Origin of the sequence: Glycomyces buryatensis (assembly GCF_004912275.1) — a bacterium.
GTDB lineage: Bacteria > Actinomycetota > Actinomycetes > Mycobacteriales > Micromonosporaceae > Glycomyces > Glycomyces buryatensis.
This window is the reverse complement of sequence record NZ_STGY01000001.1, coordinates 177229-199985: the sequence shown is the minus strand read 5'-3', so window position 1 is coordinate 199985 and position 22757 is coordinate 177229. Positions and strand designations below refer to the sequence as shown.

The following is a 22757-nucleotide window of genomic DNA, read 5'->3' as shown; positions in this document are numbered from 1 at the left end:
GAACGCGCAAGCGAACCGCAAGCCGGGAATCCCCGCCCACAACGGGGAGGAACTCAAACCCTCCGTAACAGAACTGTGCGCCGAACTTCATCGGCTCGGCACAGCTGCCGCACGAACAGGCAACGCCGCTGGTCGACGGTGGTACCCATGACAACGACAATGCCCTCCCAGACCACGGCCGACGAGCCGACCGCCGCCCGTAAGGGCTGGATCTCCGATTGGAGGCCCGACGACGAGACCTTCTGGCAGTCGACTGGCAAGAAGGTCGCCAAGCGCAACCTGCTGTGGTCGGTGGTTGCCGAACACCTCGGGTTCTCCGTCTGGGTGATGTTCAGCATCATCACCCCCTACCTCGCTGCCGCGGGCTTTGGCTTCACCGTCAGCCAGCTGTTCTGGCTCACCGCGGTCCCGAACCTGGTGGGCTCCTTCCTGCGCATCCCCTACACCGCCGCGGTGGCGGTCTTCGGCGGCCGCAACTGGACCATCATCTCCGCGGCGCTGCTGATCATCCCGACGTCGATGCTGGCGTATTGCCTGATGACGCCCGGTACGCCGTATTGGATGTTCATTGCGGCAGGTGTCGCGGCCGGCTTCGGCGGCGGCAACTTCGCCTCCTCGATGGCCAACATCTCCTACTTCTATCCGGAGCGGTACCGCGGCACGGCCCTGGGCATCAACGCCGCGGGCGGCAATATCGGCGTCCCGGCGGTCCAGTTCATCGGCCCGTTCGCGATCGGCCTGGGCCTGTTCGGCGCCTCGCAGGGCGTCAATGACGCCGGCAATGACATCTGGCTCCACAACGTTCCGATCCTGTGGATGGTCCTGGGCATCTTCGCCGCCGTCATGGCCTGGAAGTTCATGGACAACCTCACGGTCGCCCGCACCCCCATCCGCGAGCAGGTGCCCGCGCTGGCCCGCAAGCACACGTGGGTGATGAGCGTGCTCTACATCGGCACGTTCGGGTCGTTCATCGGCTACTCCTTCGCGTTCCCGCTGGTCATCAAGATCGAGTTCCCCGAGTTCAACGCGCTGTGGATCGCCGCCCTCGGCCCGCTGGTCGGTTCGGTCTCGCGTCCCTTCGGCGGCTACCTCGCCGACAAGTGGGCCGGCGCCCCGATCACCAGCCTGTCGTTCGTGGTCATGGGCGGGGGCGTCCTCGGCGCGATCTGGGGGATCAACGCCGGATCGTTCACCCTGTTCTTCGTCTCCTTCATGGTGCTGTTCCTCATGAGCGGCGTCGCCAACGGTTCGACGTACCGGTCGATCCCGGCGATCTTCCAGGCCGAGGCCACCGCGACGGCCGGACGCGAGACCAATGAGACCGAAGTGGTGCAGGCCAAGAAGCTCACCGCCGCCGCGCTCGGCTGGATCTCCGCCATCGGCGCCTTCGGCGGGTTCCTCATCAACCAGGCATTCCGCATCGCCAACGAGAACACCGGGTCGGTCATCCCCGCCATGTACGGCTTCCTGGCCTTCTATGCGCTCTTCCTGGTCATGAACTGGTGGTTCTACCAGCGCAAGGTGTTCGTGGAGCAGGCCCCGAGCCTGGCCTACGCCAAGGTCTGACCCCACTTGCCACAACTGAATACGACGTAGCGATCTACGTCTCCTCCCATGGAAAGGGTGGCCCGCAATCTTCTGGTGAGGACGATTGCGGGCCACTTAGCATCCCGGAAACATGCGGCTCGTGACGATGTAACCACCCCTGGGCACACTCGGCACATGACCGCACGCACCGGCACGTCCGCCACCCGCCCGCTCTCGGACCGGAGCGAACGCCGGTCCCTGCCGGTCGTCCGAACCGCCGACACCCACTGCCCGTACTGCGCCCTGCAGTGCGGCATGCGTCTGGAGGAGGACGAGGCCGGTCAGGTCACCGCGTCCCCGCGGGGCGGCGGCATGTGCCAGAAGGGCTGGACCAGCCCCGAACTGCTCGACCACCCCGGGCGCATCACCACCCCGCTGCTGCGCGGCGAGCCCGTCTCCTGGGAGACCGCGCTCGACCACGTCGCCGAGCGGATCAAGGCCGTGTGGGCCGAGCACGGCAAGGACGCGGTCGGCGTCTTCGGCGGCGGCGGACTCACCAACGAGAAGGTCTACCAGCTCGGCAAGTGGACCCGTCTCGCCTTGGGCTCGAAGCACATCGACTACAACGGCCGGTTCTGCATGTCCTCGGCCGCCGGGGCCCTGAACCGCTCCTTCGGGATCGACCGCGGACTGCCCTTCCCCTCCGAAGACCTCAAAGAGGCCGACGTGATCGTCCTCGTCGGCGCCAACCCCGCCGAGACCATGCCGCCGTTCATGCGGTTCCTGACCAATGCCGAGCTCATCGTCATCGACCCGCGCCGCACCGCCACCGCCGAGTCCGCGCAGCTGCACCTCCAACCCGCCCCGGGTACCGACCTCGCGCTCGCGAACGGCCTGCTGCACATCGCGATCGAGCAGGGCTACCTCGACCACGACTACATCGACGCCCACACCACCGGCTTCGACGAGGTTCGCCAGACCGCCGCCGGCTACTGGCCCGCGTTCGTCGAGCGCATCACCGGCGTGTCCGTTCCCGACCTCTACGCCGCCGCCCGCCTCATGGCCGGCAAGAAGACCGCGATCCTCACCGCCCGCGGCTCCGAGCAGCACGCCAAGGGCGTCGACACCGTCACCGCCTGGATCAACCTCGCCCTCGCGCTGGGCCTGCCCGGCAAACCCTCCTCCGGGTACGGGTGCCTCACCGGCCAGGGCAACGGCCAGGGCGGACGCGAGCACGGCCAGAAGGCCGACCAGCTCCCCGGCTACCGCATGATCAACGACCCGGCCGCGCGCGAGCACGTCGCCGCCGTGTGGGGCGTCGAGCCCGACACGATCCCCGGTGCCGGCGTCTCGGCCGTCGAACTGCTGCGCAAATGCGGCGACGAGGTCAAGATGCTGTTCGTCCTCGGCTCCAACCCCGTCGTCTCCGCGCCCCGCGCCACCCGCGTCGCCGACCGCCTCAAGGACCTCGACAGCCTCGTCTCCTTCGACTTCGTCATGTCCGAGACCGCGCAGCTCGCCGAGGTCGTCCTCCCCGTCACCCAATGGGCGGAGGAGGACGGGACCATGACCAACCTCGAAGGCCGCATCATCCGCCGCCGCTCCGTGCGCGACGCCCCCGGCCAGGCCCGCTCCGACCTGTGGATCATGAAGGAACTCGCCGACCGGCTCGACGCCCCCGGCACCTATTCCACGAACCCCGAGGAGATCTTCGAGGAGCTCGGCCGCGCCACCGCCGGAGCCAAGGCCGACTACTCCGGCATCACCTATGAGCGCCTGGACGAGCAGTCCTTCCAGTGGCCCGTGCCCGGTCCCGACCACGCCGGGACCCCGCGCATGTTCACCGACTTCAAGTTCAACACCCCCGACGGCCGCGCCAAGTTCATCGCCGTCGACCACCGCCACCCCGCCGAGCGCCGCGACGCCACGTACCCGCTGTACCTGACGACGGGCCGGGTCCTCACCCAGTACCAGTCCGGTGCGCAGACCCGCCTCATCGACGCCCTCGACGGCGAGCAGTTCCTCCAGATCCACCCCGACACCGCGGTGCGCCACGGCATCGGCGAAGGCGACTGGGTCCGCATCACCTCCCGCCGCGGTTCCTACACCGCCGCGGCGAGGCTCACTGTGGACATCCGGCCCGACACCGTGTTCTCCCCGTTCCACTTCCCCGGCGCGGCCAACGCCAACGCCGCCGTCTCCGACGTCCTCGACCCGATCTCCCGCATGCCCGAGTTCAAGGTCTGCGCCGTCAAGATCGCCCCCGCCGCGAAACCCTGAGGCGTGGCCGGGGCGACGAAAAACGGGGTGTTGGGCACTCGTTTCCGGTGTTAGCGTTGCGAAGTGGTAACAAGTCCCTCTCGGCTTCGCTCACTCCTGCCCGATCCCGGGCCCGCGAGCGCCCTTACCTACGCGATGCTCCCCACGTCGATCGGCAGGGGCCTGTTCATCACGGCCTCGGTCGTGTACTTCACCAAGGCGGTCGGGCTGACCCCGGTGCAGGTCGGGACCGGACTCACCATCGCGGCCAGTATCGCGCTGTTCGCGGGCGTCCCGATGGGGCACCTGGCCGACCGGATCGGCCCTCGGGCCATGACGGTCGCATTCGGACTCGCGGCGGCCCTCGCCCTCACCGCCTACTTCCTCGTCTCCAACTGGTCGGCGTTCCTGGCGGTCGCGAGCCTGGTCGCCATCGCCCAATCGGCCTCCGGAGCGGCACGCGGGGCACTCATCGCCGGGAGCGTCCCGCCAGAGCGGCGGGTCCGCACCCGCGCCTATCTGCGGGTCGTCACCAACGTCGGCTGGATGGTCGGCGCGCCCCTGGCCGGAGTGGCGCTGTACCTGGACACCGACGCCGCCTACATGTCCGTGATCCTGGCGACCGGAGCGGTCACCGCGACCGGCGCCCTGCTGTTCCTGCGGGTGCCGCCGGTGGCGCGGCAGCCCGAGTCGCGACGCGAACCGATGGGCGCGGTCCTGCGGGACCGCCCCTACCTCGCCCTGACCGTGCTCAACGCGGTTCTGTCGATCCACTACGGGATCGCCAACGTCGCCATCCCGCTCTGGGTGCTCGAACGCACCGAGGCCCCGGTCTGGATCATCTCCGTCCTGCTCGTCATCAACACGGTCATGATCGTCACCCTCCAGGTCCGCACCAGCCGTGGCAGCGGGACCGTCACCGGGGCCGCCCGGGCCCAGCGCTACGCCGGGCTGCTGCTCGCCGCGGCCTGCGGGCTCTACGCCCTGGCCGCCGGTCTCCCCGTCTGGATCGCGGCGTCCGTCCTCATGCTCGGCGCCGCCGTCCACGCGTTCGGCGAGCTGTTCCAGGCCTCCGGCGGCTGGGGCCTGTCCTTCGAACTCGCCCCCGACCACGCCCAGGGCCAGTACCAGGGCCTGTACAACACCGGATTCCAGGTCTCCGACATCGTCGCGCCCGCGGTGCTGGCGGTGGCCGTCATCGGCCTCGGCTGGCCCGGCTGGATCGTGATGGGCGCCTGCTTCGCCGCGGCCGGGCTCGCCGTCCCGCCGTTGGCCCGCTGGGCTGAGCGCACCCGCCCACCCGCACCCGACGCCGCGACCGTCGCTGCGGCCGCCAAACCCTGACGAACGTCCGGTCTCCCCGGCCCGAATACCGGTCGAAAGACCTATACGAATCAGTCGAATTACCCAGGACGACAAGGACACTCCGCTTCTACGGTGGATGAGCGGCCCGATCGGAAATCAGGATCGGGCCGACCAACCCTCCACCCACCTGGGAGCACACCAGTGAAACGCAATGTCAAACGCACGTTGATCGGCACGACCGCGCTCGCGGTGGCGGCCGGGACGAGCGCCCTCGCCCTCACCGCCGCCAGCGCCGAGACCCCCGAACCCGCTGCGCCGCAACAAACAACGCAATCGGATCCTCCGCTCGCGCTGGCCGCACCGAGCGGCGAGTACGACACCGGCACCACCCAGCTGCACCTTGTGGACGAGGACCGGGCCGACGTGTGGGTGCCCGAGGAACGGCGCGAGCTGATGGCCTCGCTCTGGTATCCGACCGAGGACGAGGGCGAGACCGCCCCGTACATGACGCCCGAGGAGTCGGAGCAGTTCATGGCGCAGATCCTGGAGAACAATCCCGGACTCGAACTGCCCGGTGACCTCCTCGCCGGGGTCGGGACCAATTCGGTGCAGGACGCGGAGGTCGAGGGCGACGACGGTGAGCTGCCGCTGGTGATGCTCTCGCCGGGTTATTCCTTCCCGCGAGCGACCCTCACCGGCCTGGCCGAGGAGCTGGCCAGCCACGGTTATGTGGTCGCCGCGGTGGGGCACACCTACGAGGCCCCGATCAGCTTCCCCGACGGCCGCACCGCCGAGTGCACGACCTGCGCGACGATGGACAAGGCCACGCTCGACAGCACGCTCGTGCCGAACCGCTCCGAGGACCTGTCCTTCGTGCTCGACGAAATCACCGACGACTCAGTCTGGGACGGCGCCGATCTCATCGATGAGAAGCGCATCGCGGTGGGCGGCCACTCGGCCGGCGGCGCGTCCAGCCACCGCGTGATCGCCGCCGATGACCGCTTCGACGCCGGATTCAACCTCGACGGCACCTTCTTCGGGCTCGACCCGGACCAGGTCGACGAGCCGTTCCTGATGGTCGGGGCCGAGGAAAACGGCCAGCCCGGCGTCGACGACACCTGGACGGATGCGTGGAATCGGTTGGACGGCTGGAAGCGCTGGATCAGCGTCACCGGCACTACCCACAGTTCCCTCACCGACCTGGCCCCGCTGACGCAGCAGGCGGTCGGCGACGGCCCCGGCATCGACGGCGCTTACGCGGACCGCTTGGGGCGCACCTATGTGACCGCGTTCGTGGACCTCCACCTGCGCGGCGAGGAATCGGACCTGTTCGACGGCCCGAGCGAGGAGTGGCCGGAGGTCGTCTTCCACAACCCGTAGACCAGCACCACCGCAACAACACCCGGGCCCGGCCGCGCGAAGCGCGGCCGGGCCATAAGGCGGACGGCTTGATCTCGAAGTGGGTGCAGTGCTTGGGTCGTACGACGTTGAAATGCCGCAGGTCCACCGTCGCCACCGTGGTGATGTTGAGACGCTCAGCCGTTGCGACGACGGACGCGTCGACTGTACCGAGTGGCAGATTACTGTACATGCTGGTGAGTTGAGCGATCCTGAGCCAGTCCGAAGGATGGACTGGCTCGACTGCGAAGACGCCTGCGGCCAAGTCGCCGAGGAACCTTACTTCGGCTTCGGTTCCGAGGCGCGTTGAGATCAGGTAGGCGGCTTCTGTAATGGCGAGGGTCGGCACAATGAGAGCGCCAGGGTAGTTCTCAAGCAGGTCTAGACAGGCCGCATGATGCTGGTCGTCGGCATCGATGTAGGCGTACAGCGGGCCCGTGTCGACAACGAGGCTTATGAGTCCACGCCCAATTCGTGCTGGAGGATTTCTTCGATGCGCTCAGAAATGTCGCTGCGGCCACTGTGCCCGGCCCCGGCGGCGAGGAGGCGACGTTTACCGCCTCCTCCACCAAGATAAGCCTCGATCGCCTCGCGGGTGACCTCTGAGATCGTCATGCCTCGCCGGGCGGCCTCATGGCGCAGCCGGGCGTCGAGTTGATCGGAGATCTTCACGGTTGTTCGTGCCATGTATGCCAGCATACCATCGCTGAACTCGTATATCGCACTGCTTGTTGTCCGGCCGCGCCATGCGCGGCCGGACCCCTGCTACCGAAGGCGCACCGGGAGCAGGAATTCCAGGTGCTCCTCGGCCACGCTTCGCTCTTCGACTTCGATCGGGCCGTATGAAGCGATCGCCGTGACGACCTCGTCCACGAGAACCGGCGGCGCGGAGGCTCCGGCCGTCACCGCGATGGTTCCCTTGTCTCGCAGCCATTCCGGTTCGATCTCGCTGGCGTAGTCGATCAGGTGCGACTCGGTTCCGGCGTCCCTGGCCATCTCCATCAGGCGATTCGAGTTCGAGGAATTGACCGAGCCGATCACCAGGACCAGGTCGGACTCCTCCAGCACGGCCGCCACCGCCGCCTGGCGGTTGGTGGTGGCGTAGCAGACGTCGTCCGATCCGGGGCCCTTGATCTTCGGGAAGCGGCGCCGCAGCGCGGCGATGATCTCCTCGACCTCGGCGACCGCGAGCGTCGTCTGGCTCAGATAGGTGAGCCTGTCCGGATCGCGCACCACCAGCGTCGCCACGTCGGCGGCCCGCTCCACCAGCACCGTCCGCTCCGGCGCGACGCCCATCGTGCCGACGACCTCCTCGTGGCCCTCGTGTCCGATGAGGACTACCGTGTCTTCGGCGTTCGCGGCCCGTCGGGCCTCGTTGTGGACCTTGGTGACCAGCGGGCAGGTCGCGTCGATCGCGTCGAGCCCGCGCCGCTCGGCCTCGCGTTCCACCGCGGGGGCGACCCCGTGGGCGGAGAACACGATGCGGGCGTCCGCCGGCACCTCGTCGAGTTCGGACACGAAGATCGCGCCGCGCGCTTCGAGGTCGCGCACCATGAACGCATTGTGGACGATCTGGTTGCGCACGTACACCGGCGGCCCGTAGCGCGTCAGCAGCGCCTCCACGATGTCGATGGCGCGCTCGACTCCGGCGCAGAATGACCGGGGCGAGGGCAGCAGCACCTTGCGCGGCGCGGTCACCACGCCCGCCCGACGGTGCTCGCGGCCAGGCCGCTGAGTTCGGCTACCGCCTCCGGCAGCAGGCCGCCCGCGCCCAATCCCACTGCGGCCGAAGCCGTCAGCGACTCGGCGGACTCGCGGCTGGCGCTGCGTCCGCCGCAGGTCTCAACCAGTTCGGCGGCGCGGACCAGCTGGGCCTCGTCCAGCGGCCCGGCCCCGGCGTAGAGCCGGGCGAGTTCGGCCGACTCGGGCCGGCCCGAGCCGAGCGCGGCCGTCACCGGCAGGGACTTCTTGCGGTTGCGCAGGTCGGAGAACACGGCCTTGCCGGTGACCTCCGGGTCGCCCCAGATGCCCAGCAGGTCGTCCACGTGCTGGAAGGCCAGGCCGAGCCGGAACCCGAAGTCGCGCAGCGCCTTCACCTGCACCTCGGTGCCCCCGGCGAACAGCGCGCCGAGCGCGGTGGCGCAGCCCATGAGCGAGGCCGTCTTGGCCTCGGCCATCGCCACGCATTCGGCGATGCCGACGCGGTCGCGCTCCTCGAAGCGGGTGTCGGCCAGCTGCCCCTCGATGAGGGCGCGCACGGTCCCGGCCAGCAGGCCCGTCCCGGCCGCGACGCTCTCGCTCCCGGATTCGGCCAGGACCTCGAAGGCCAAGGCGTGCAGGGCGTCGCCGACGAGGATCGCATCGGTCGAGCCGAAGACCTTCCACACGGTCGGGCGGTGGCGGCGGGTCTCGTCGCGGTCGATGATGTCGTCGTGGACGAGGGAGAAGTTGTGGATCAGCTCCACGGCCACCGCCGCGGGCACGGCGGGCCTCCACAGCTCGGCGCCGTCGGCGGAGTCGGCGTGCGGGGCGGCACCGGCAACGGCCTTGGCGGCCAGCAGGGTCAGCAGCGGGCGCAGGGCCTTGCCCGAGCTCGCCCGCGACTCGTGGCCCTGCTCGTCGGTCCATCCGAAGTGGTAGGACGCGATGCGGGACGCGGCGGCGGGCAGCCGGTCGACTGAGGTCCGCAGGCCTGCGTCGATGGCCTCGCGTTCGGCGGTGTAGCTGTCGGTCAGGACGGTCATGGGGCCTCCTTAGATGGGTGGTCGCCGATTGGGGAGGAGCATTGCCCGGTCTATTTTCCCGCCCCCGTCGTTATCGAACGTCCGCTTACCACTTTCGGTAGGCGGACATTCGGCCGCCGCGGGAGCGGAAAAATATCCTCGGGCACTGCGGACCTCCCCAATCGACGACCACCCATCTCGCGCGCGCGGCTTCGGGGAATGGGGGAGGAGAGGCCGCACCGCTCACGGCGCGGCCTCTCCGGGGACTTCAGCGTCCGATCTCCACGTGCTCAAGCACACCGAGCGCGTCGGGCACCAGGATCGCGACCGAGAAGTAGGCGCTGACGAGGTAGGACATGACGGCCTTCTCGTCGATGCCCATGAACCGCACCGACAGGCCCGGCTCGTACTCGTCGGGCAGGCCGGTCTGGTGCAGGCCGACCACGCCCTGCTCGTCCTCGCCGGTCCGCATGCACAGCACCGAAGTGGTGCCCGAGCCCGTGATCGGGATCTTGTTGCACGGCAGGATCGGGATGCCCCGCCACGCCGGGATGTGGTGGCCGCCGAGCTCGGCGGTCGACGGATAGAGCCCGCGCTTGCTGCATTCGCGGCCGAACGCGGCGATCGCCTTCGGGTGCGCCAGCAGGTACTCGGGCTTGCGGCGGCGGCTGATGAGTTCGTCCATGTCGTCCGGCGTGGGCGGGCCCGATCGGGTCGGGATGCGCTGGCTGATCGCCGCGTTGTGGAGCAGCCCGAACTCGCGGTTGTTGATCATCTGGTCCTCCTGCTGTTCGCGGAGGGCCTCGACGGTGAGCCGGAGCTGCTGCTCCATCTGGTTCATCGGCTTGTTGTACAGGTCGGCGACGCGGGTGTGGACCCGCAGCACCGTCTGCGCCACCGACAGCTCGTACTCGCGCGGCGAGAGCTCGTAGTCGACGAATGTCTGCGGCAGTTCGGGCTCGCCGGTGTGGCCGGAGGCGATGTCGATGGCCGATTCGCCGTACTTGTTGGCCTTGGCGGACAGTCGGGCGCGGTAGGTGTCGAGGTGCTCGGTCAGGGACGGGGCCCGCTCGACGATTTCGGCGATCGCCGCGGTCGGGAGGACCAGCACGTTGGTCTCCACGGTGGCGACGATGTGGCGGAGCCAGACCGGGTCGGTGTCGGTCAGGGCCTGGTCGCCGAGGTAGTCGCCGTCGACCATGAGGTCCAGGGACTCCTGGTCGCCGAAGGGGCCGTCACTGAGGTGGTCGACGCGCCCGTGTGCGATCAGGTACAGCCCGTCGACCGGCTCGCCGACGTTGGCGATCACCTCGCCCCGCTGGACGGTGCGCTGCTCGAAGCGGTCGGCCATCGCCTCCAGCACCTCCTCGTCCTCGAACCCGCGCAGCTGCGCGATCTCCTTGAGCTCGGTGGGGATGACGCGGATCGTGTCGCCCTCGTTGTAGAACTCGACCCGGCCGTCGCCGACGGTGTGGGTGAGGCGTTGGTTGACTCGGTAAGCGCCGCCGGAAGTCTGGACCCACGGCAGGATCTTCAGCAGCCAGCGGGAGGTGATCTCCTGCATCTGCGGAGCGGACTTGGTGGTCGAGGCGAGGTTGCGGGCGGCGGCGGTGCTGAGGCTGGTCTGCGCTGACTGCCCATTGCTGGTCTGGGCCGGTGGAGTCGTGCTGTCCAGGACGGAGTCGGTCATTTCGCTCTTCCTCACTTGGAGTCGTCTACGGCTCACTGAATATGATAAGCGGCAATGCGGATGAAAAGCTATATTTCGGTATGGAAAACTTATTAAGGTGTATACTGCGCATCGATCGCGTCGAAGCGTTCCAGTGCGGTCTGGTAGGCGGCGGGCTCGACCTCGCCGCCGCGGCTGAAGGGGAACTCGAGCTGGTAGGTGGCGAACAGCATGAGCACGACCATGCCCGAGACGAGTCCGACCAGGACCAGCTTGTAGCGCTTGGTGGGGGTGCCGAGCGTGAGCATCACCGCGAACACCAGCAGCGCGCCGGGCACCAGCACAGTCCACATTGATGAGGTGAGGCCGCGCTGGGCCTGGAAGATCCGCTCGGTGCGGTACTCGCTCACGGCGCGGACGTGGTCGCGGGTGTCGTCGATCCGTGCCTGGGTCGCCTCGTTCTCGGTGTCCACCTCCGAGATCGGGGCCTGCATTCGGTCGATCAGCAGCAGCGTCTCGGCGTCGACATCGCGCAGCTGCTGCATGTCGACCCACTCGTGCTCGATGACGGACTCGGTGTAGTCGCGAGCGGCCACACGCAGCTCATCGCGCTGCTCGTCGGGGAGCGATTCGGCCGCCCAGTAGACGTTGACGAGTTCGCCGGCCTCGTCGTAGGTGACGTGCCCAGCCTGATTCACGCTCTCCCAGGCGGTGATGAGCACGAAAGCCAGCACGATCGCGTACAGGACGGTGATGAGCTCGAACATCGTCGTGCCGATCTCGTTGTTGCGCTCCAGCTCTGTGGGGGAGGCGAAGTGCTGGACGATCGCGGTGACGGCGATGGCCCCCGCCGATGACAATCAGGGCGAAAATCAGTCCTTGCAACCAGATGGGCATTGAAACCTCAAACCTCGTATAGCAGAATTTAAGGCGTGAATGGTATCGAATAAGGCGAGCGTTGAAGGAGTCCTGTTGCGGCGTCTAGTGGTTCTTCTGTTCGCGGCGGTGGCCGCGACGGCCCTGCCGGCGCTGGCGGTCGCATTCGCGCCCGACAATGGCGCGGGCTCGGCGTTCTTCGCTTCGACGGTCCCCCCAGACCGGCCGACCGCTCCTGCTTACCCGACCGCTCCGTCGTACGAAACCCCCAATGCCCCGGACGTGCCCGCGTACCCGACGGCACCGTCGATCCCCGTGCCACCTGACCCGCCGCATACCCCGCACTCGCCGCATCCTCCGAACCCTCCGGCTCCCGAACCGCCGAGCCCCCCGACTCAGCCCTCGCCTTCCCCCACCACCGAATCGCCGTTGCCGCCGCAGTCACCCACACCCGCCCCGTCGCCGTCTCCCTCCAGCCCCGACCCGTCGTCGCCCGAGCCGTCGCCTTCGCAGTCGAACCCACCGGCACCGTCTCCGGCAGCGTCTTCGTCACCGAGCGAGGGCGTTCCCGCCTCCGCTCCGAGCGACGAGGAGCCGCTGCCGGAGGATCCGGGACCGCTGCCGGTCGAGCTGGCCGTGGCCGACCCCGCCCCGGCCCCCGAAGCGGACGAGGAGGAGGACGACCCGACCAGGCGCCGAGTCATGATGGCCGCGTTGGTCTTCGGAGTCACCGCTGGAGCTGGTGCGGCAGTCGCGGGGCGGGCCCGGTAACGGTCCCGAACCCGACATCCCGAGGCCGGCGCAGTTCCTCTTCGCGGTACCGGCTGGTCTCGGCGTGCCAGTTGAGGATCGCCGCGACCCAGTAGCGCAGGTCCGCGACGTAGGCGTCCAGTCCCTCGCGGGCGGGACCGTCGAGTCCGAACTCTTCGACCAGGCCGGGGATCTCGGTGTCGGCGATGAGTTCGAACTGCTCGGCGCGGCTGGTCATGAGGTCGTTCACGACTCGGGCCGCCTCCTCCCGGCTGACGCCCAGGTACTCCTCGACGACCACGACGCCGTTGATCAGCTCGCCCTCGAACTCGATCTCCTTCTGGTACGAGGTGATGTCGTTGAGCAGGCAGCAGTAGTCGACGACGCTGTTCTCCAGCTCGCGGACCGGCCGCGAGGCGAACACCTCGTCCGGCACCATCCGTCCCGTCGTCAAGCGCGCCAAGGCCATCGTCATGTCGGAACCGAAGGAGGCCCGCCGCATCTCCACGTAGTCGACGGGGTCGGGCACCCGGTTCTGGCCGTGCTGGTGCACCTCCCACAGCCAGCCTTCGAGCATCGTTCGGACCGCCGCCCGGAACTCGACCCGGCCCGACTCCTCCAGGCCCTCACCGGTGCGCCGCCACAGGTCGGCCAGGCCCTTCTCGACCGGATTGGCCGGCTCGGGCGTCGGACCGAGATCGATGGGCATGAACTGCTCCAGCCGCCGGTTCTGGGCGATCGCCGCCCCGAGGCCGCGGCCCCGGCCGAAGATCCACGGGTAGTAGTCGTCGCCGTAGGTGCCCCAGTGCAGCCACTCCGAGGACAGCGTGACCTCCTCGGGGGTGCCGTCGGGGTCGATCCCGGCCGAGCACAGCGCGAAGTCGAAGCCCGCGCACTGCTCCGCCGTCCACAGGCCCGATCCGGGCAGCATCGAGTCGGGCGCGAGGAAGCCCATCTTCGCGGCCCACTCGTTGCTCTCGCTCCGCGCCTGCTCCAGATGCGGGCTGAGCCGCAGCGGGAACGGCCGGTCGTAGAACTCGGGCGTCCGCATCGGCCCGACCGGCCGGAACGGCTCGCGCACATGCTGTTTGAGCACGGATTGCGAGACGCGGGCCGCCGATGTGCCGATCCCGTTGGGGCCGCCCAGGACCCGGTCGGCGGCGTCGTTCATATAGCGGCTCGAGCGCATGTGCCATTCGTGGCCGCCGGCCTGCCAGTCCTGGAGTCCCTTGGCGTACAGGGCGATCGCCAGCTGCTCGGGCGGCGTGAGCGAGCGGTCGGCCGCCAGGATCGGGATCTCCGTCAGCGCCGTGTTCTCGAACTGGTGCAGACGCGAGGTCAGGATGTCGTTGACGAGGTCCGCCGAGGCTTGCGTGTCGTAGCCGAGGAACTTCTCCATGACCAGGACCGCGTTGGCGTTCTCGCCCTCCTCTTGGACCTCCCGCTGGTAGGAGAACAGGTCGTTGCGCAGGTGCACCGCGTCGGAGAAGGTGTCCCGCAGGACCTTCAGCGGCCGCTCGTGCGCCACGGCGTCGGGGACCTCGGCGCCGACGGCGTACTCGACCAGGCCCGCCGACCACGGCGCCCCGCCGACCTTGCGGCGCATCTCGATGTACTCGATCGGGTTGGCCACCCGGTTCGTGGAGATGTTCTGCAGCTCCCACAGCGATTCCATGAGGAGGTTGACGGTGCTGACGAGGAAGCGCTCGCGCCACCCCATCGACATCGACGGCGCGGTGCGCTTCCACAGGTCGGCCAGGCCGCGCTCGATCGGGTTGGTCGGTTCGGGCGGCTCACTGAGGTCGAGCGGCATGAACAGGGGGATCCGGTCGAGGTACGCCTTGCCCCCCTCCATGTCCCGGCTGTACTTGTAGGCGTCCAGGAAGTGGTCGTCGAAGAAGAACACCCACACGTACCAGTCGGTGACGAGGTCGAGCGCCTCGGCCGAGCAGTCGGGATGGGTGTAGGCGCAGAGCAGGCCGTAGTCGTGGCGGTCGAGCTCGGCCTCGTCCCAGATGACGCCCCCGTCGGCGGCGGGCGAGTCGAGCATGCCCATGTCCTTCGCCCAGACGCGGGCATGCGCGCGGGCGCGCTCCACGTTCGGGTTGAGGCGGGCCGGATACGGAAGATAGAAGACGGGCAGCTCAAACGGCGTGCTACCAGACATATCGCTCCCTTGATGTCAAACCGGCGGAATACGTCGTCATTCACTCTAAGGGTTACAGGGCGGCTACACCACCCCCGCCACGGGTGAAAAGCCGAAACGGCACCGAACCGTCTAGCCGGCCGAGCCTGTCGGCTCGCAGGGCAGCGGGCGTGAGGACTACTTAGCACACGCGAAACATTCCCAGCCTGATCGCGTAACAGCCCCGGGTGAATCTAGACATCCGTCGGGGACTGACAGCGCTGTCGCCGCGACAGCGCGCAGTCCCACTGCCGCGCCAATGCAAATCCCCCCAACACACCGGGAGGTCCAGCGCGTGAAGGTCGCCATCGTCGGCTACGGCATGGCCGGAGCCCGCGTCGCCCGCGAACTCGGGAGACGCGGTATCGAGGTCACCGTCTTCGGTTCAGAGACCGAGGCCGCCTACAACCGGATCCTGCTCTCCAGCATGATCGCCGGCAAGCAGTCCGAGACCGAGATCGCCCTGCCGGTGCCGCCCGAGGGCGTCGAACTCCGGCTCGGCGAAACCATCGAGACCGTCGACCTCCAGGCCAAGACCGTCAACGGCACCTCGTTCGACAAGCTCATCCTCGCCACCGGCGCCGAAGCCCTGGTCCCCCCGATCCCCGGCCTCGCGCCCCTCCCCACCGGCGCCTTCGTCCTGCGCACCATCGAGGACGCCCGCAACATCCTCGACGAGGCCGCCAACCGCGCCAGCGCCATCGTCCTCGGCGGCGGCCTGCTCGGCCTCGAAGCCGCCCGCGGACTCGCCGGGCGCGGCATGGACGTCACCGTCGTCCACGCCGGCGGCCACCTCATGGACCGGCAGCTCGACCCCCTCGGGGCCCAGGTGCTCGCCGAGACCTACGCCGAGCTCGGCGTCGAGTCCGTCACAGACGCCCAGACCACCCACGTCATCCACGGCGACGACGGGCTCACCCTCGTCCTGGCCGACGGGCGCACCGTCACCGGCCAGCTGATGGTCGTCTCCTGCGGCATCCGCCCCAATACGGCGCTGGCGGAGTCGATGTGGCTCAAGACCGGTCGCGGCGTCGTCATCGACGACCAGTGCCGCACCTCCCACCCCGACGTGTTCGCGATCGGCGACTGCGCCGAGCACCGCGGCATCCCCTATGGACTGGTCGGTCCGGCTTGGGAGCAGGCCGACGTGGTGGTCGACCTGCTTTCGGGCACGAACCCCGACGCCAGTTACGAGGGCTCGCGCCTGGTGACCCGCCTCAAGGCCTCCGGTATCGACCTGGCCGCGATGGGCGAGACCGAGGGCGACGAGGTCGTGTCCTTCGCCGACCCGACCCGGGGCACTTACGCGCGCTTGGTGATCGACGAGGAGGGCCGCCTCGCCGGGGCGGTCATGCTCGGCGACAACCCGATGGTCGGCCAGGTGGTGCAGCTGTTCGACACCGGCGACCCGGTGCCGCACGACCGCCGCACCCTCCTGATGGGCCGCCCCGGTGAGTCGGTGTCGGTGGCCCCTGAGACTCCGGCTTCCATGCCCGATGAGGTCGTGGTCTGCCGCTGTAACAACGTGACAAAAGGGGAGATCAGTACCGCGTTCCTGAATGGATCGCGGACCCCGGAGGCCCTTTCGGAGGCAACGCAGGCCTCGACCGGTTGCGGCACTTGTGCCGAGGACGTCGCCGGGCTCTGCAAGTGGTTGAACGGCACCGTCGCCGGTCTCGGCCAGGCCGCCGAGAAGTTGAATGAGGTATCAGCATGAGCAAGCGATTGGTAGTCATCGGCGACGGCATGGTCGGCCGCCGGTTCCTGGAAGCGATCACCGAGAGGGATCCGTCCTGGGAGGTCACGGTCCTCGCGGAGGAGCCGCGTCCGGCCTACGACCGGGTGCGACTGTCGGCGTTCTTCGACGGGGTGAGCGCCGAGGAGCTCTCGCTCGCGGGCGAGCTGCCGGGCGTGGACGTGCGGCTGGGGGAGCCGGTGGTCTCGATCGCCCGCACCAGCCAGGTCGTCTACACCGACTCCGGTGAGTACCCCTACGACAAGCTCGTGCTGGCCACCGGTTCCTACGCGTTCGTGCCGCCCATGGAGGGCGCCGACGCCGAGGGTGTGTTCGTCTACCGCACGATCGAGGACCTGGAGGCCATCAAGGCCCACGCCGAGGGCAAACGCCACGGCGTCGTCATCGGCGGCGGCCTGCTCGGACTCGAGGCGGCCAATGCGCTGGGGCTCCTCGGGCTCAAGACGCAGATCGTGGAGTTCGCCCCCTGGCTCATGGCCCGCCAGATGGACGAGGCCGGCGGCGGGATCCTCAAGCAGCACATCGAGAAGCTCGGCATCGACGTGGCGACGTCGACCGGCGGCTCGAAGATCGAGGTGGTTGACGACCGGCTGCGCATGGAGACGAACCAGGAGGGCGTCGCCTACGACACCGACCTGATCATCTTCGCCGCCGGGGTGCGCCCGCGCGACCAGCTGGCCCGCGAGTGCGGCATCGAGGTCGGCGAGCGCGGCGGCATCATCACCGACCTGTCCTGCCAGACGTCGGACGAGAACGTCTACGCGATCGGCGAGGTCGCGGCGATGGAGGGCGTCTGCTACGGACTCGTGGCCCCCGGTTATTCGATGGCCGAGGTCGTCGCGGACCGCCTCGCCGGCGGCGAGGCGACGTTCCCCGGCGCCGACATGTCCACCAAGCTCAAGCTGCTCGGCGTGGACGTGGCCCAGTTCGGGGCCATGGACGGCCCGCTGGCGACGACCTATCTCGACCCCGTCGAGGGCGTGTACGCCAAGCTGATCCTGTCCGACGACGCGCAGACCCTGTTGGGCGGCATGCTCGTCGGCAATGCCGAGCCCTACCCGCTGCTGCGGGCCAGCGTCGGCGCCAAGGCCCCGGGCCAGCTCGCGGACCTGCTGTCCTCCGGCGAGGTCGAGGGCACGCTGCCCGACGCCGCGCAGGTGTGCTCGTGCAACGCGGTCTCCAAGGGCGAGATCATGGGCGCGATCCACGAGGGCTGCCAGGACGTCGGGGCGATCAAGGCCTGTACCAAGGCCGGCACCAGCTGCGGCTCGTGCATCCCGATGCTGAAGCAGCTGTTGACCGAAGGCGGCGTCGAGGTCTCCAAGTCGGTGTGTGAGCACTTCTCGCAGTCCCGCGCGGAGCTGTTCGACATCGTCAAGGTCACCGGCATCACCACCTTCTCGGACCTGATCGCCCGCTACGGTTCGGGCGCCGGCTGCGACCTGTGCAAGCCGACGGTGGCCTCGATCCTGGCGAGCCTCTCCAACGGGCACATCCTCGACGGCGAGCAGGCCACCCTCCAGGACACCAACGACCACTTCCTGGCGAATATGCAGCGCAATGGCACCTATTCGGTGGTCCCGCGCATCCCCGGCGGCGAGATCACCCCGGACAAGCTGATCGTCATCGGCGAGGTCGCCAAGGAGTTCGACCTCTACACCAAGATCACCGGCGGCCAGCGCATCGACATGTTCGGTGCGCGCGTGGAGGACCTGCCGAAGATCTGGAAGAAGCTCGTGGACGCGGGCTTCGAGTCCGGTCACGCCTACGGCAAGGCGCTGCGCACCGTCAAGTCCTGTGTGGGCACCGACTGGTGCCGCTACGGCGTCCAGGACTCGGTGAAGATGGCCATCGACCTGGAGCTGCGCTACCGCGGTCTGCGCAGCCCGCACAAGCTGAAGTCGGCCGTGTCCGGTTGCGCCCGCGAGTGCGCCGAGGCCCGCGGCAAGGACTTCGGGGTGATCGCCACCGAGGACGGCTGGAACCTGTACGTCGGCGGCAACGGCGGGTTCACGCCCCGCCACGCGGACCTCCTCGTATCCGATGTGGACGGCGACACGCTGGTCCGGACCATCGACCGGTTCCTGATGTTCTACGTCTCCACCGCCGACCGGCTCCAGCGCACCTCGAAGTGGGTCGAGGCCCTCGACGGCGGCATCGACTACCTGCGCGAGGTCATCGTCGACGACAAGCTGGGCATCTGCGCCGAGCTCGACGCCCTGATGGCCAAGCACGTCGACAACTACGCCGACGAGTGGAAGGGCGTCATCGAGGACCCCGAGAAGCTCCAGCGGTTCGTCTCGTTCATCAACGCCCCCGAAGCCCCCGACCCGACGATCGAGTTCGAAGAGGTGCGCGGCCAGAAGTTCCCGGCCGGGGCCTCGGAGCGCTCGCACGCCACGCCGGTGCTGCTCGGCACGCCTTCCAGGCTCGACTCAGCAAGCCTCAGTTCAGAAAGGGAGTGACCAACATGGAGTCAATCTGTGAATTCGACAGGCTGATCCCCGGACGCGGCGCCGCCGCGCTGCTGGGGGACGGCGCCCAGGTCGCGGTGTTCCGGCTCGGCGACGGCAGCCTCTTCGCGGTGTCCAACCTGGACCCGTTCAGCGGCGCGAACGTCATGAGCCGCGGCATCGTCGGCGACCGGGGCGGCGAGCCCACCGTCGCCAGCCCCCTGCTCAAGCAGGTGTTCTCGCTCAAGACCGGCCGCTGCCTCGACGATGAGAGCGCTTCGCTCGACGTCTTCGCGGTCGAAGTCGTCGATGGCGAGGTCCGCGTCGGCGCTACAGCGGACGTGAAAGCGAGCGCCTTATGGTCGGCGCCTCCGCCCCACCACGTGAGCCCGAGACCGGAGCCAAGACCGTGCTAGCACCTTTGACCGGATACACCGTCGCCGTGACCGCGCAGCGGCGCGCCGACGAACTCTCCACGCTCCTGGAGCGGCGGGGCGCGCGCACCATCGTCGCCCCCACCCTCCGGATCGTCCCGCTGCCCGATGACGAGGCACTGCGAGCGGCCACTGTGGAGCTGATCCGGGAGGCGCCCGACATGATCGTGGCCACCACTGGGATCGGCTTCCGGGGCTGGTTGGAGGCGGCCGAAGGCTGGGGCATGGGCGACGACCTGCTCCGCGTCATGGCTGACGCGAAGATCCTGTGCCGGGGGCCGAAAGCCCTCGGCGCGGTCCGCGCCGCCGGACTCACCGAGGAGTGGACGGCGCCCTCCGAGACCGGCACAGAAGTGGTCGAATGGCTGCGCGACCACGGCGTCGACGGCCAGCGCGTGGCGATCCAGCTCCACGGCGACCCCGCCGAGGACTTCATCCGCACCGTCCGCGACGGCGGCGGCGCGGCCGTCCCGGTACCCGTCTACCGCTGGACCCTGCCCACCGACATCACGCCCGTGCAGCGCCTCGTCGACGCCATCTGCGCCAGAAGGATCGACGCCGTCACCTTCACTTCCGCGCCCGCCGCCAACGCGCTGCTGCGCATCGCCGGAGACCAGGCCGCGGACATGCTGGAGGCCTTTCGCGCACCGGCCGAGGACAATGGCGTCCTCCCGGTCGCGGTCGGCCCCGTCACGGCATCCCCGCTGACACGCCTCGGCGTCGACACGGTCCAGCCGCAGCGGGCCCGGCTCGGATCACTGGTCCGCACCGTCGCCTCCGCGCTGCCCAAGCGCTCCCGCCGAATGCTGCTGGCCACCGGCCACCGCATCGAACTGCGCGGCCACATGGTGCTGCTCGACGACGAGCCGTTCCAGCTGCCGCCGGCGCCGATGGCGGTGATCCGGGCGCTGGCGAGCGCCAACGGCAAGGTGCTCTCGCGAGCGGAACTGCTGGGGCACTTGCCCAGAGGCGCGGACGGCCATGCGGTGGAGATGGCGGTGACCCGCCTGCGGGACGCCGTCCAACTGCGTTCGTGCGTGGAGACGGTCATCAAGCGCGGCTACCGCCTGAACCTGGAGGTCTGACCGGGCCGCCGGCATTTCCCGAGCCCGCTCGGAGAGACGTCGGCCCTGGCTAGGGGCACTGTTGTTCGGTCCAGGTGGCGATTCGTTCCGGGCCGCGGTTCGACTGGGGGTTCTGGCACTCAGCGATGGGTTGGTGGCAGCGTGGTCGTCGGTGCGTCGCCGAGCGCCGGTGGCATCGCTCTTGCGGTTCAAGCCGTCAGCGATGAAGCGGTGAAGGAACCGGTCCTGGGTGCGTTGCCGAGGTCGGGCCGGTCTTCGGTCGGGGTTCGGGCGCTCAGCGATGGGATGGTGAAGGGACCGCCCCAGGGTGCGTTGCCGGGGTCGGGCCGGAATGCGCCCCGGCGGGGCCAGGCTCGGCGGAGCGGCGGCCCGGGCGGGGTCGGTGGTTCCAGTGCCGGGCCGCGCGTGCGGGACTGTCGGAAGGGGCAAGCGCGAGGCGCGGTCGAGTTCAAGCTCGGGTCCGTCATGGTCGTTGTGCCTCCTTCCTTTGTCCCGCTTCGGGCATCACGCATCGGCACTCGGCCCTCGGCCTTGGTGCCTGTCGGTCGTGCGCTCCCGCTTCCCCGTGAGGGGCTTCGCGTCTGGCGCCGGTCCGTTCCGGTCAGGTGCAGCCCATCGAGGCGCCTCCCGCTCGCCGGTCCGTTCCGCCGACCGGCTCCGTTCCGGCAGAACGGTGCCGATCAACGAGCGTCCCGCTGACCGGTCCGTCCGGTCGAGTGCAGCCCCGCTGTCGGGGCGTCCTGACCGGCCGGTCCGGGCGTGTCCTGGTCGCTTCCTTCCCGTGCCCCGTCTGGTGTGCAGGCAGGCTCCGCTTGGGAGGCCCCCCGTCCTTGGTCTGGCACGCTTCGCATGCCCTGCCGTGGAGGGTGTGCTTCGCCTACAGGTCCGGCACGCTCCGCGGGTCATTCCTTGGAGGGCATGCCTCGCCCCTCGGCCCAGACACCGCTCCACTGTCCCGCTCACTGGCAGGGCGCCGTTTCGCGTGTGTGCCTGGTAGCGCATGACTCCCGCTATGGTCGGCGTTGCATCGATAGCGCTGGTGTGCCTCGTTCAGGACACGTGCCGCCAAGTCGAGGTGATCCCGACAAGGCCGTCTCCCCCCTACACCGGCCCATGAAGGGCGCGGTGGACCGCGGGACCCGATAGCACTTCGGGGACTGAGAACACCAGGCCCAGTGCGGGCCAGTCGTTCTCGGAACCGGTCAGGCGCCGTCTCGGCCAGAGGCTTGGCGTAGTCTGCTTACACCTGCTCGACACCTGTACTAATTCCATATCCCTGTGCGTACCTCAATTGTCCTTCGCTCCAGGCTCAGCCGCATCACCCGATCGGGGAGAAAACCCTCACGTTCCGCACCAGATGCCCACGGCCGCAACGGAAACCGCCAGGACCGCACCCCGCGCCCGGGCGTGCCGCCCACCCGAGTCGAAGGAGTCCTGGAGCCTCCGCAGGCCCTGCCCCGCGAACGGACACCGGCCCCGTTCACACCTTCGTCGCCGCCGCCTTTAGCGCAGCCGGGCCTTCCACCGACACCGTCCCCGCCAGCGCCCCCGCTCCCAATGCAGGCCTCCCCAGGCGCGACAACACCACCAACGAACCCGTCACCTGTGCCAACTGCCAATGCCCAAGCGCCCAAACCGAACAGCAATGCGCTTAACCGCGTTCCTCATCGGCGGCGAGGAGGCGCTTGATGGCGTCGAGCTGCGTGGCGGGAAGTCGCCCGAGATCTGTGGGGGACAGGCGGTCGAGGTTGGCGACCGTCCATTCGTCCATGGCCCAGATGACGGCCTTGGCCAGATGGCGTTGCAGGGCGATGGGGAGGCCGTCGCCCACTTCACCGCGGGCCCGGCCGATCTCCAGGGCGCGGTCGATCCAGTCGTCGACGGCGTTCCTGACGGCGGTGATCGGGGTGCCCGCGCCGTTCGGTGCGTCGGCGAGGTAGTAGAGCCCGGCCAGGCGCGCGGCGGCGGGTTCGTCCCGGCTGATTCGGGCCAGGTGGTCGGTGAGTTCGGTGATGCGGGGCCAGAAGTCCCCCTCGGTCAGATCCTCGGCGCTCGGGGGATTCAGCGCCTCGGCCACGGCGGTGGCGAGGCCGGTGACCACGGCGTTGAACAGCGCTTCCTTGGACGCGAAGTAGTGGTAGAACGAGCTCTTGCTCATGCCCTGATCTCGGATGATGCGGTTGAGTGAGGCCCGTTCGTAGCCGGCCCGGGTGAATTCGTCCGCCGCGGCCGCGAGCAGTTGCTCGCGCCTCTCCGGCGCCAGCACTCCGACTTCGCGTTCTGCCATGGAACCCAGCATATCAACTCCAGTGGACCGACTGGTCCAATAGAATGTAC

General features: G+C 68.9%; 16 protein-coding genes and 1 pseudogene. 8 read left to right on the top strand and 9 right to left on the bottom strand.

Features of this window, described 5'->3' with window-relative positions; genetic code table 11:
* Positions 1 to 147 precede the first annotated feature (147 nt).
* From FAB82_RS00900 to FAB82_RS00885, 4 genes are all read left to right on the top strand, one after another.
* On the top strand, positions 148 to 1566 hold the full coding sequence (locus FAB82_RS00900; RefSeq protein WP_136532641.1) for an MFS transporter: 1419 nt from the start codon (positions 148 to 150) through the stop codon (positions 1564 to 1566).
* A 156-nt stretch (positions 1567 to 1722) separates the two neighbouring features.
* Entirely contained in the window at positions 1723 to 3807 is a 2085-nt protein-coding gene (locus tag FAB82_RS00895; RefSeq protein ID WP_136532640.1) for a molybdopterin oxidoreductase family protein, read from the top strand.
* Between the two features lie 63 nt (positions 3808 to 3870).
* Positions 3871 to 5130 carry an MFS transporter gene (locus FAB82_RS00890; protein WP_246039390.1) on the top strand — a complete coding sequence of 420 codons (1260 nt, stop codon included), beginning with the start codon at positions 3871 to 3873 and terminating at the stop codon, positions 5128 to 5130.
* A 162-nt stretch (positions 5131 to 5292) separates the two neighbouring features.
* Entirely contained in the window at positions 5293 to 6471 is a 1179-nt protein-coding gene (locus FAB82_RS00885; RefSeq protein ID WP_136532639.1) for an alpha/beta hydrolase family protein, read from the top strand.
* A gap of 121 nt (positions 6472 to 6592) precedes the next feature.
* On the opposite strand, the pseudogene FAB82_RS28480 reads toward FAB82_RS00885, so the two are convergent.
* The 8 genes and pseudogenes from FAB82_RS28480 to FAB82_RS00845 all read right to left on the bottom strand — a co-directional run.
* Positions 6593 to 6946: pseudogene (locus tag FAB82_RS28480) on the bottom strand (type II toxin-antitoxin system VapC family toxin); the annotation flags it as partial.
* Positions 6943 to 7176, bottom strand: a complete 234-nt coding sequence (locus tag FAB82_RS00875) for a ribbon-helix-helix domain-containing protein (protein ID WP_211116286.1) — start codon at positions 7174 to 7176, stop codon at positions 6943 to 6945. The gene FAB82_RS00875 and the pseudogene FAB82_RS28480, both read right to left, overlap by 4 nt.
* Before the next feature lie 78 nt (positions 7177 to 7254).
* Positions 7255 to 8190, bottom strand: coding sequence for a 4-hydroxy-3-methylbut-2-enyl diphosphate reductase (gene ispH / locus FAB82_RS00870; RefSeq protein WP_246039389.1), 936 nt, complete (start codon positions 8188 to 8190; stop codon positions 7255 to 7257).
* Complete coding sequence (locus FAB82_RS27735; RefSeq protein WP_136532636.1) at positions 8184 to 9233, bottom strand: polyprenyl synthetase family protein; 1050 nt, start codon at positions 9231 to 9233, stop codon at positions 8184 to 8186. Before FAB82_RS27735 ends, ispH begins: the two co-directional genes overlap by 7 nt.
* 247 nt (positions 9234 to 9480) lie before the next feature.
* Positions 9481 to 10902 (bottom strand): family 2B encapsulin nanocompartment shell protein, encoded by a 1422-nt coding sequence (locus FAB82_RS00860; RefSeq protein WP_136532635.1) that lies wholly within the window; start codon positions 10900 to 10902, stop codon positions 9481 to 9483.
* Positions 10903 to 10994: 92 nt separating this feature from the next.
* Entirely contained in the window at positions 10995 to 11741 is a 747-nt protein-coding gene (locus FAB82_RS00855) for a bestrophin-like domain (RefSeq protein ID WP_136532634.1), read from the bottom strand.
* Between the two features lie 411 nt (positions 11742 to 12152).
* On the bottom strand, positions 12153 to 12488 hold the full coding sequence (locus FAB82_RS00850) for a hypothetical protein (RefSeq protein WP_136532633.1): 336 nt from the start codon (positions 12486 to 12488) through the stop codon (positions 12153 to 12155).
* On the bottom strand, positions 12485 to 14674 hold the full coding sequence (locus FAB82_RS00845) for a terpene synthase family protein (protein WP_136532632.1): 2190 nt from the start codon (positions 14672 to 14674) through the stop codon (positions 12485 to 12487). The genes FAB82_RS00850 and FAB82_RS00845 overlap by 4 nt, the downstream gene beginning before the upstream one ends.
* A gap of 277 nt (positions 14675 to 14951) precedes the next feature.
* Here FAB82_RS00845 and FAB82_RS00840 point away from each other — a divergent pair, with 277 nt between their 5' ends.
* The 4 genes from FAB82_RS00840 to FAB82_RS00825 are packed head-to-tail and all read left to right on the top strand — an operon-like array spanning position 14952 to position 20420.
* Positions 14952 to 16409 (top strand): FAD-dependent oxidoreductase, encoded by a 1458-nt coding sequence (locus tag FAB82_RS00840; RefSeq protein ID WP_136532631.1) that lies wholly within the window; start codon positions 14952 to 14954, stop codon positions 16407 to 16409.
* Positions 16406 to 18913 carry a nitrite reductase large subunit NirB gene (gene nirB / locus FAB82_RS00835; protein WP_136532630.1) on the top strand — a complete coding sequence of 836 codons (2508 nt, stop codon included), beginning with the start codon at positions 16406 to 16408 and terminating at the stop codon, positions 18911 to 18913. The genes FAB82_RS00840 and nirB overlap by 4 nt, the downstream gene beginning before the upstream one ends.
* A 5-nt stretch (positions 18914 to 18918) precedes the next feature.
* Positions 18919 to 19317: a nitrite reductase small subunit NirD gene (gene nirD, locus FAB82_RS00830; protein WP_136532629.1), complete on the top strand. Its 399-nt coding sequence runs from the start codon at positions 18919 to 18921 to the stop codon at positions 19315 to 19317.
* The gene (locus tag FAB82_RS00825; protein WP_136532628.1) at positions 19311 to 20420 is read left to right on the top strand and encodes a uroporphyrinogen-III synthase; all 1110 of its coding nucleotides are present in this window, start codon (positions 19311 to 19313) and stop codon (positions 20418 to 20420) included. The genes nirD and FAB82_RS00825 overlap by 7 nt, the downstream gene beginning before the upstream one ends.
* Positions 20421 to 22071: 1651 nt before the next feature.
* Here FAB82_RS00825 and FAB82_RS00820 read toward each other — a convergent pair.
* Positions 22072 to 22707, bottom strand: coding sequence for a TetR/AcrR family transcriptional regulator (locus FAB82_RS00820; protein ID WP_168801360.1), 636 nt, complete (start codon positions 22705 to 22707; stop codon positions 22072 to 22074).
* Positions 22708 to 22757 lie beyond the last annotated feature (50 nt).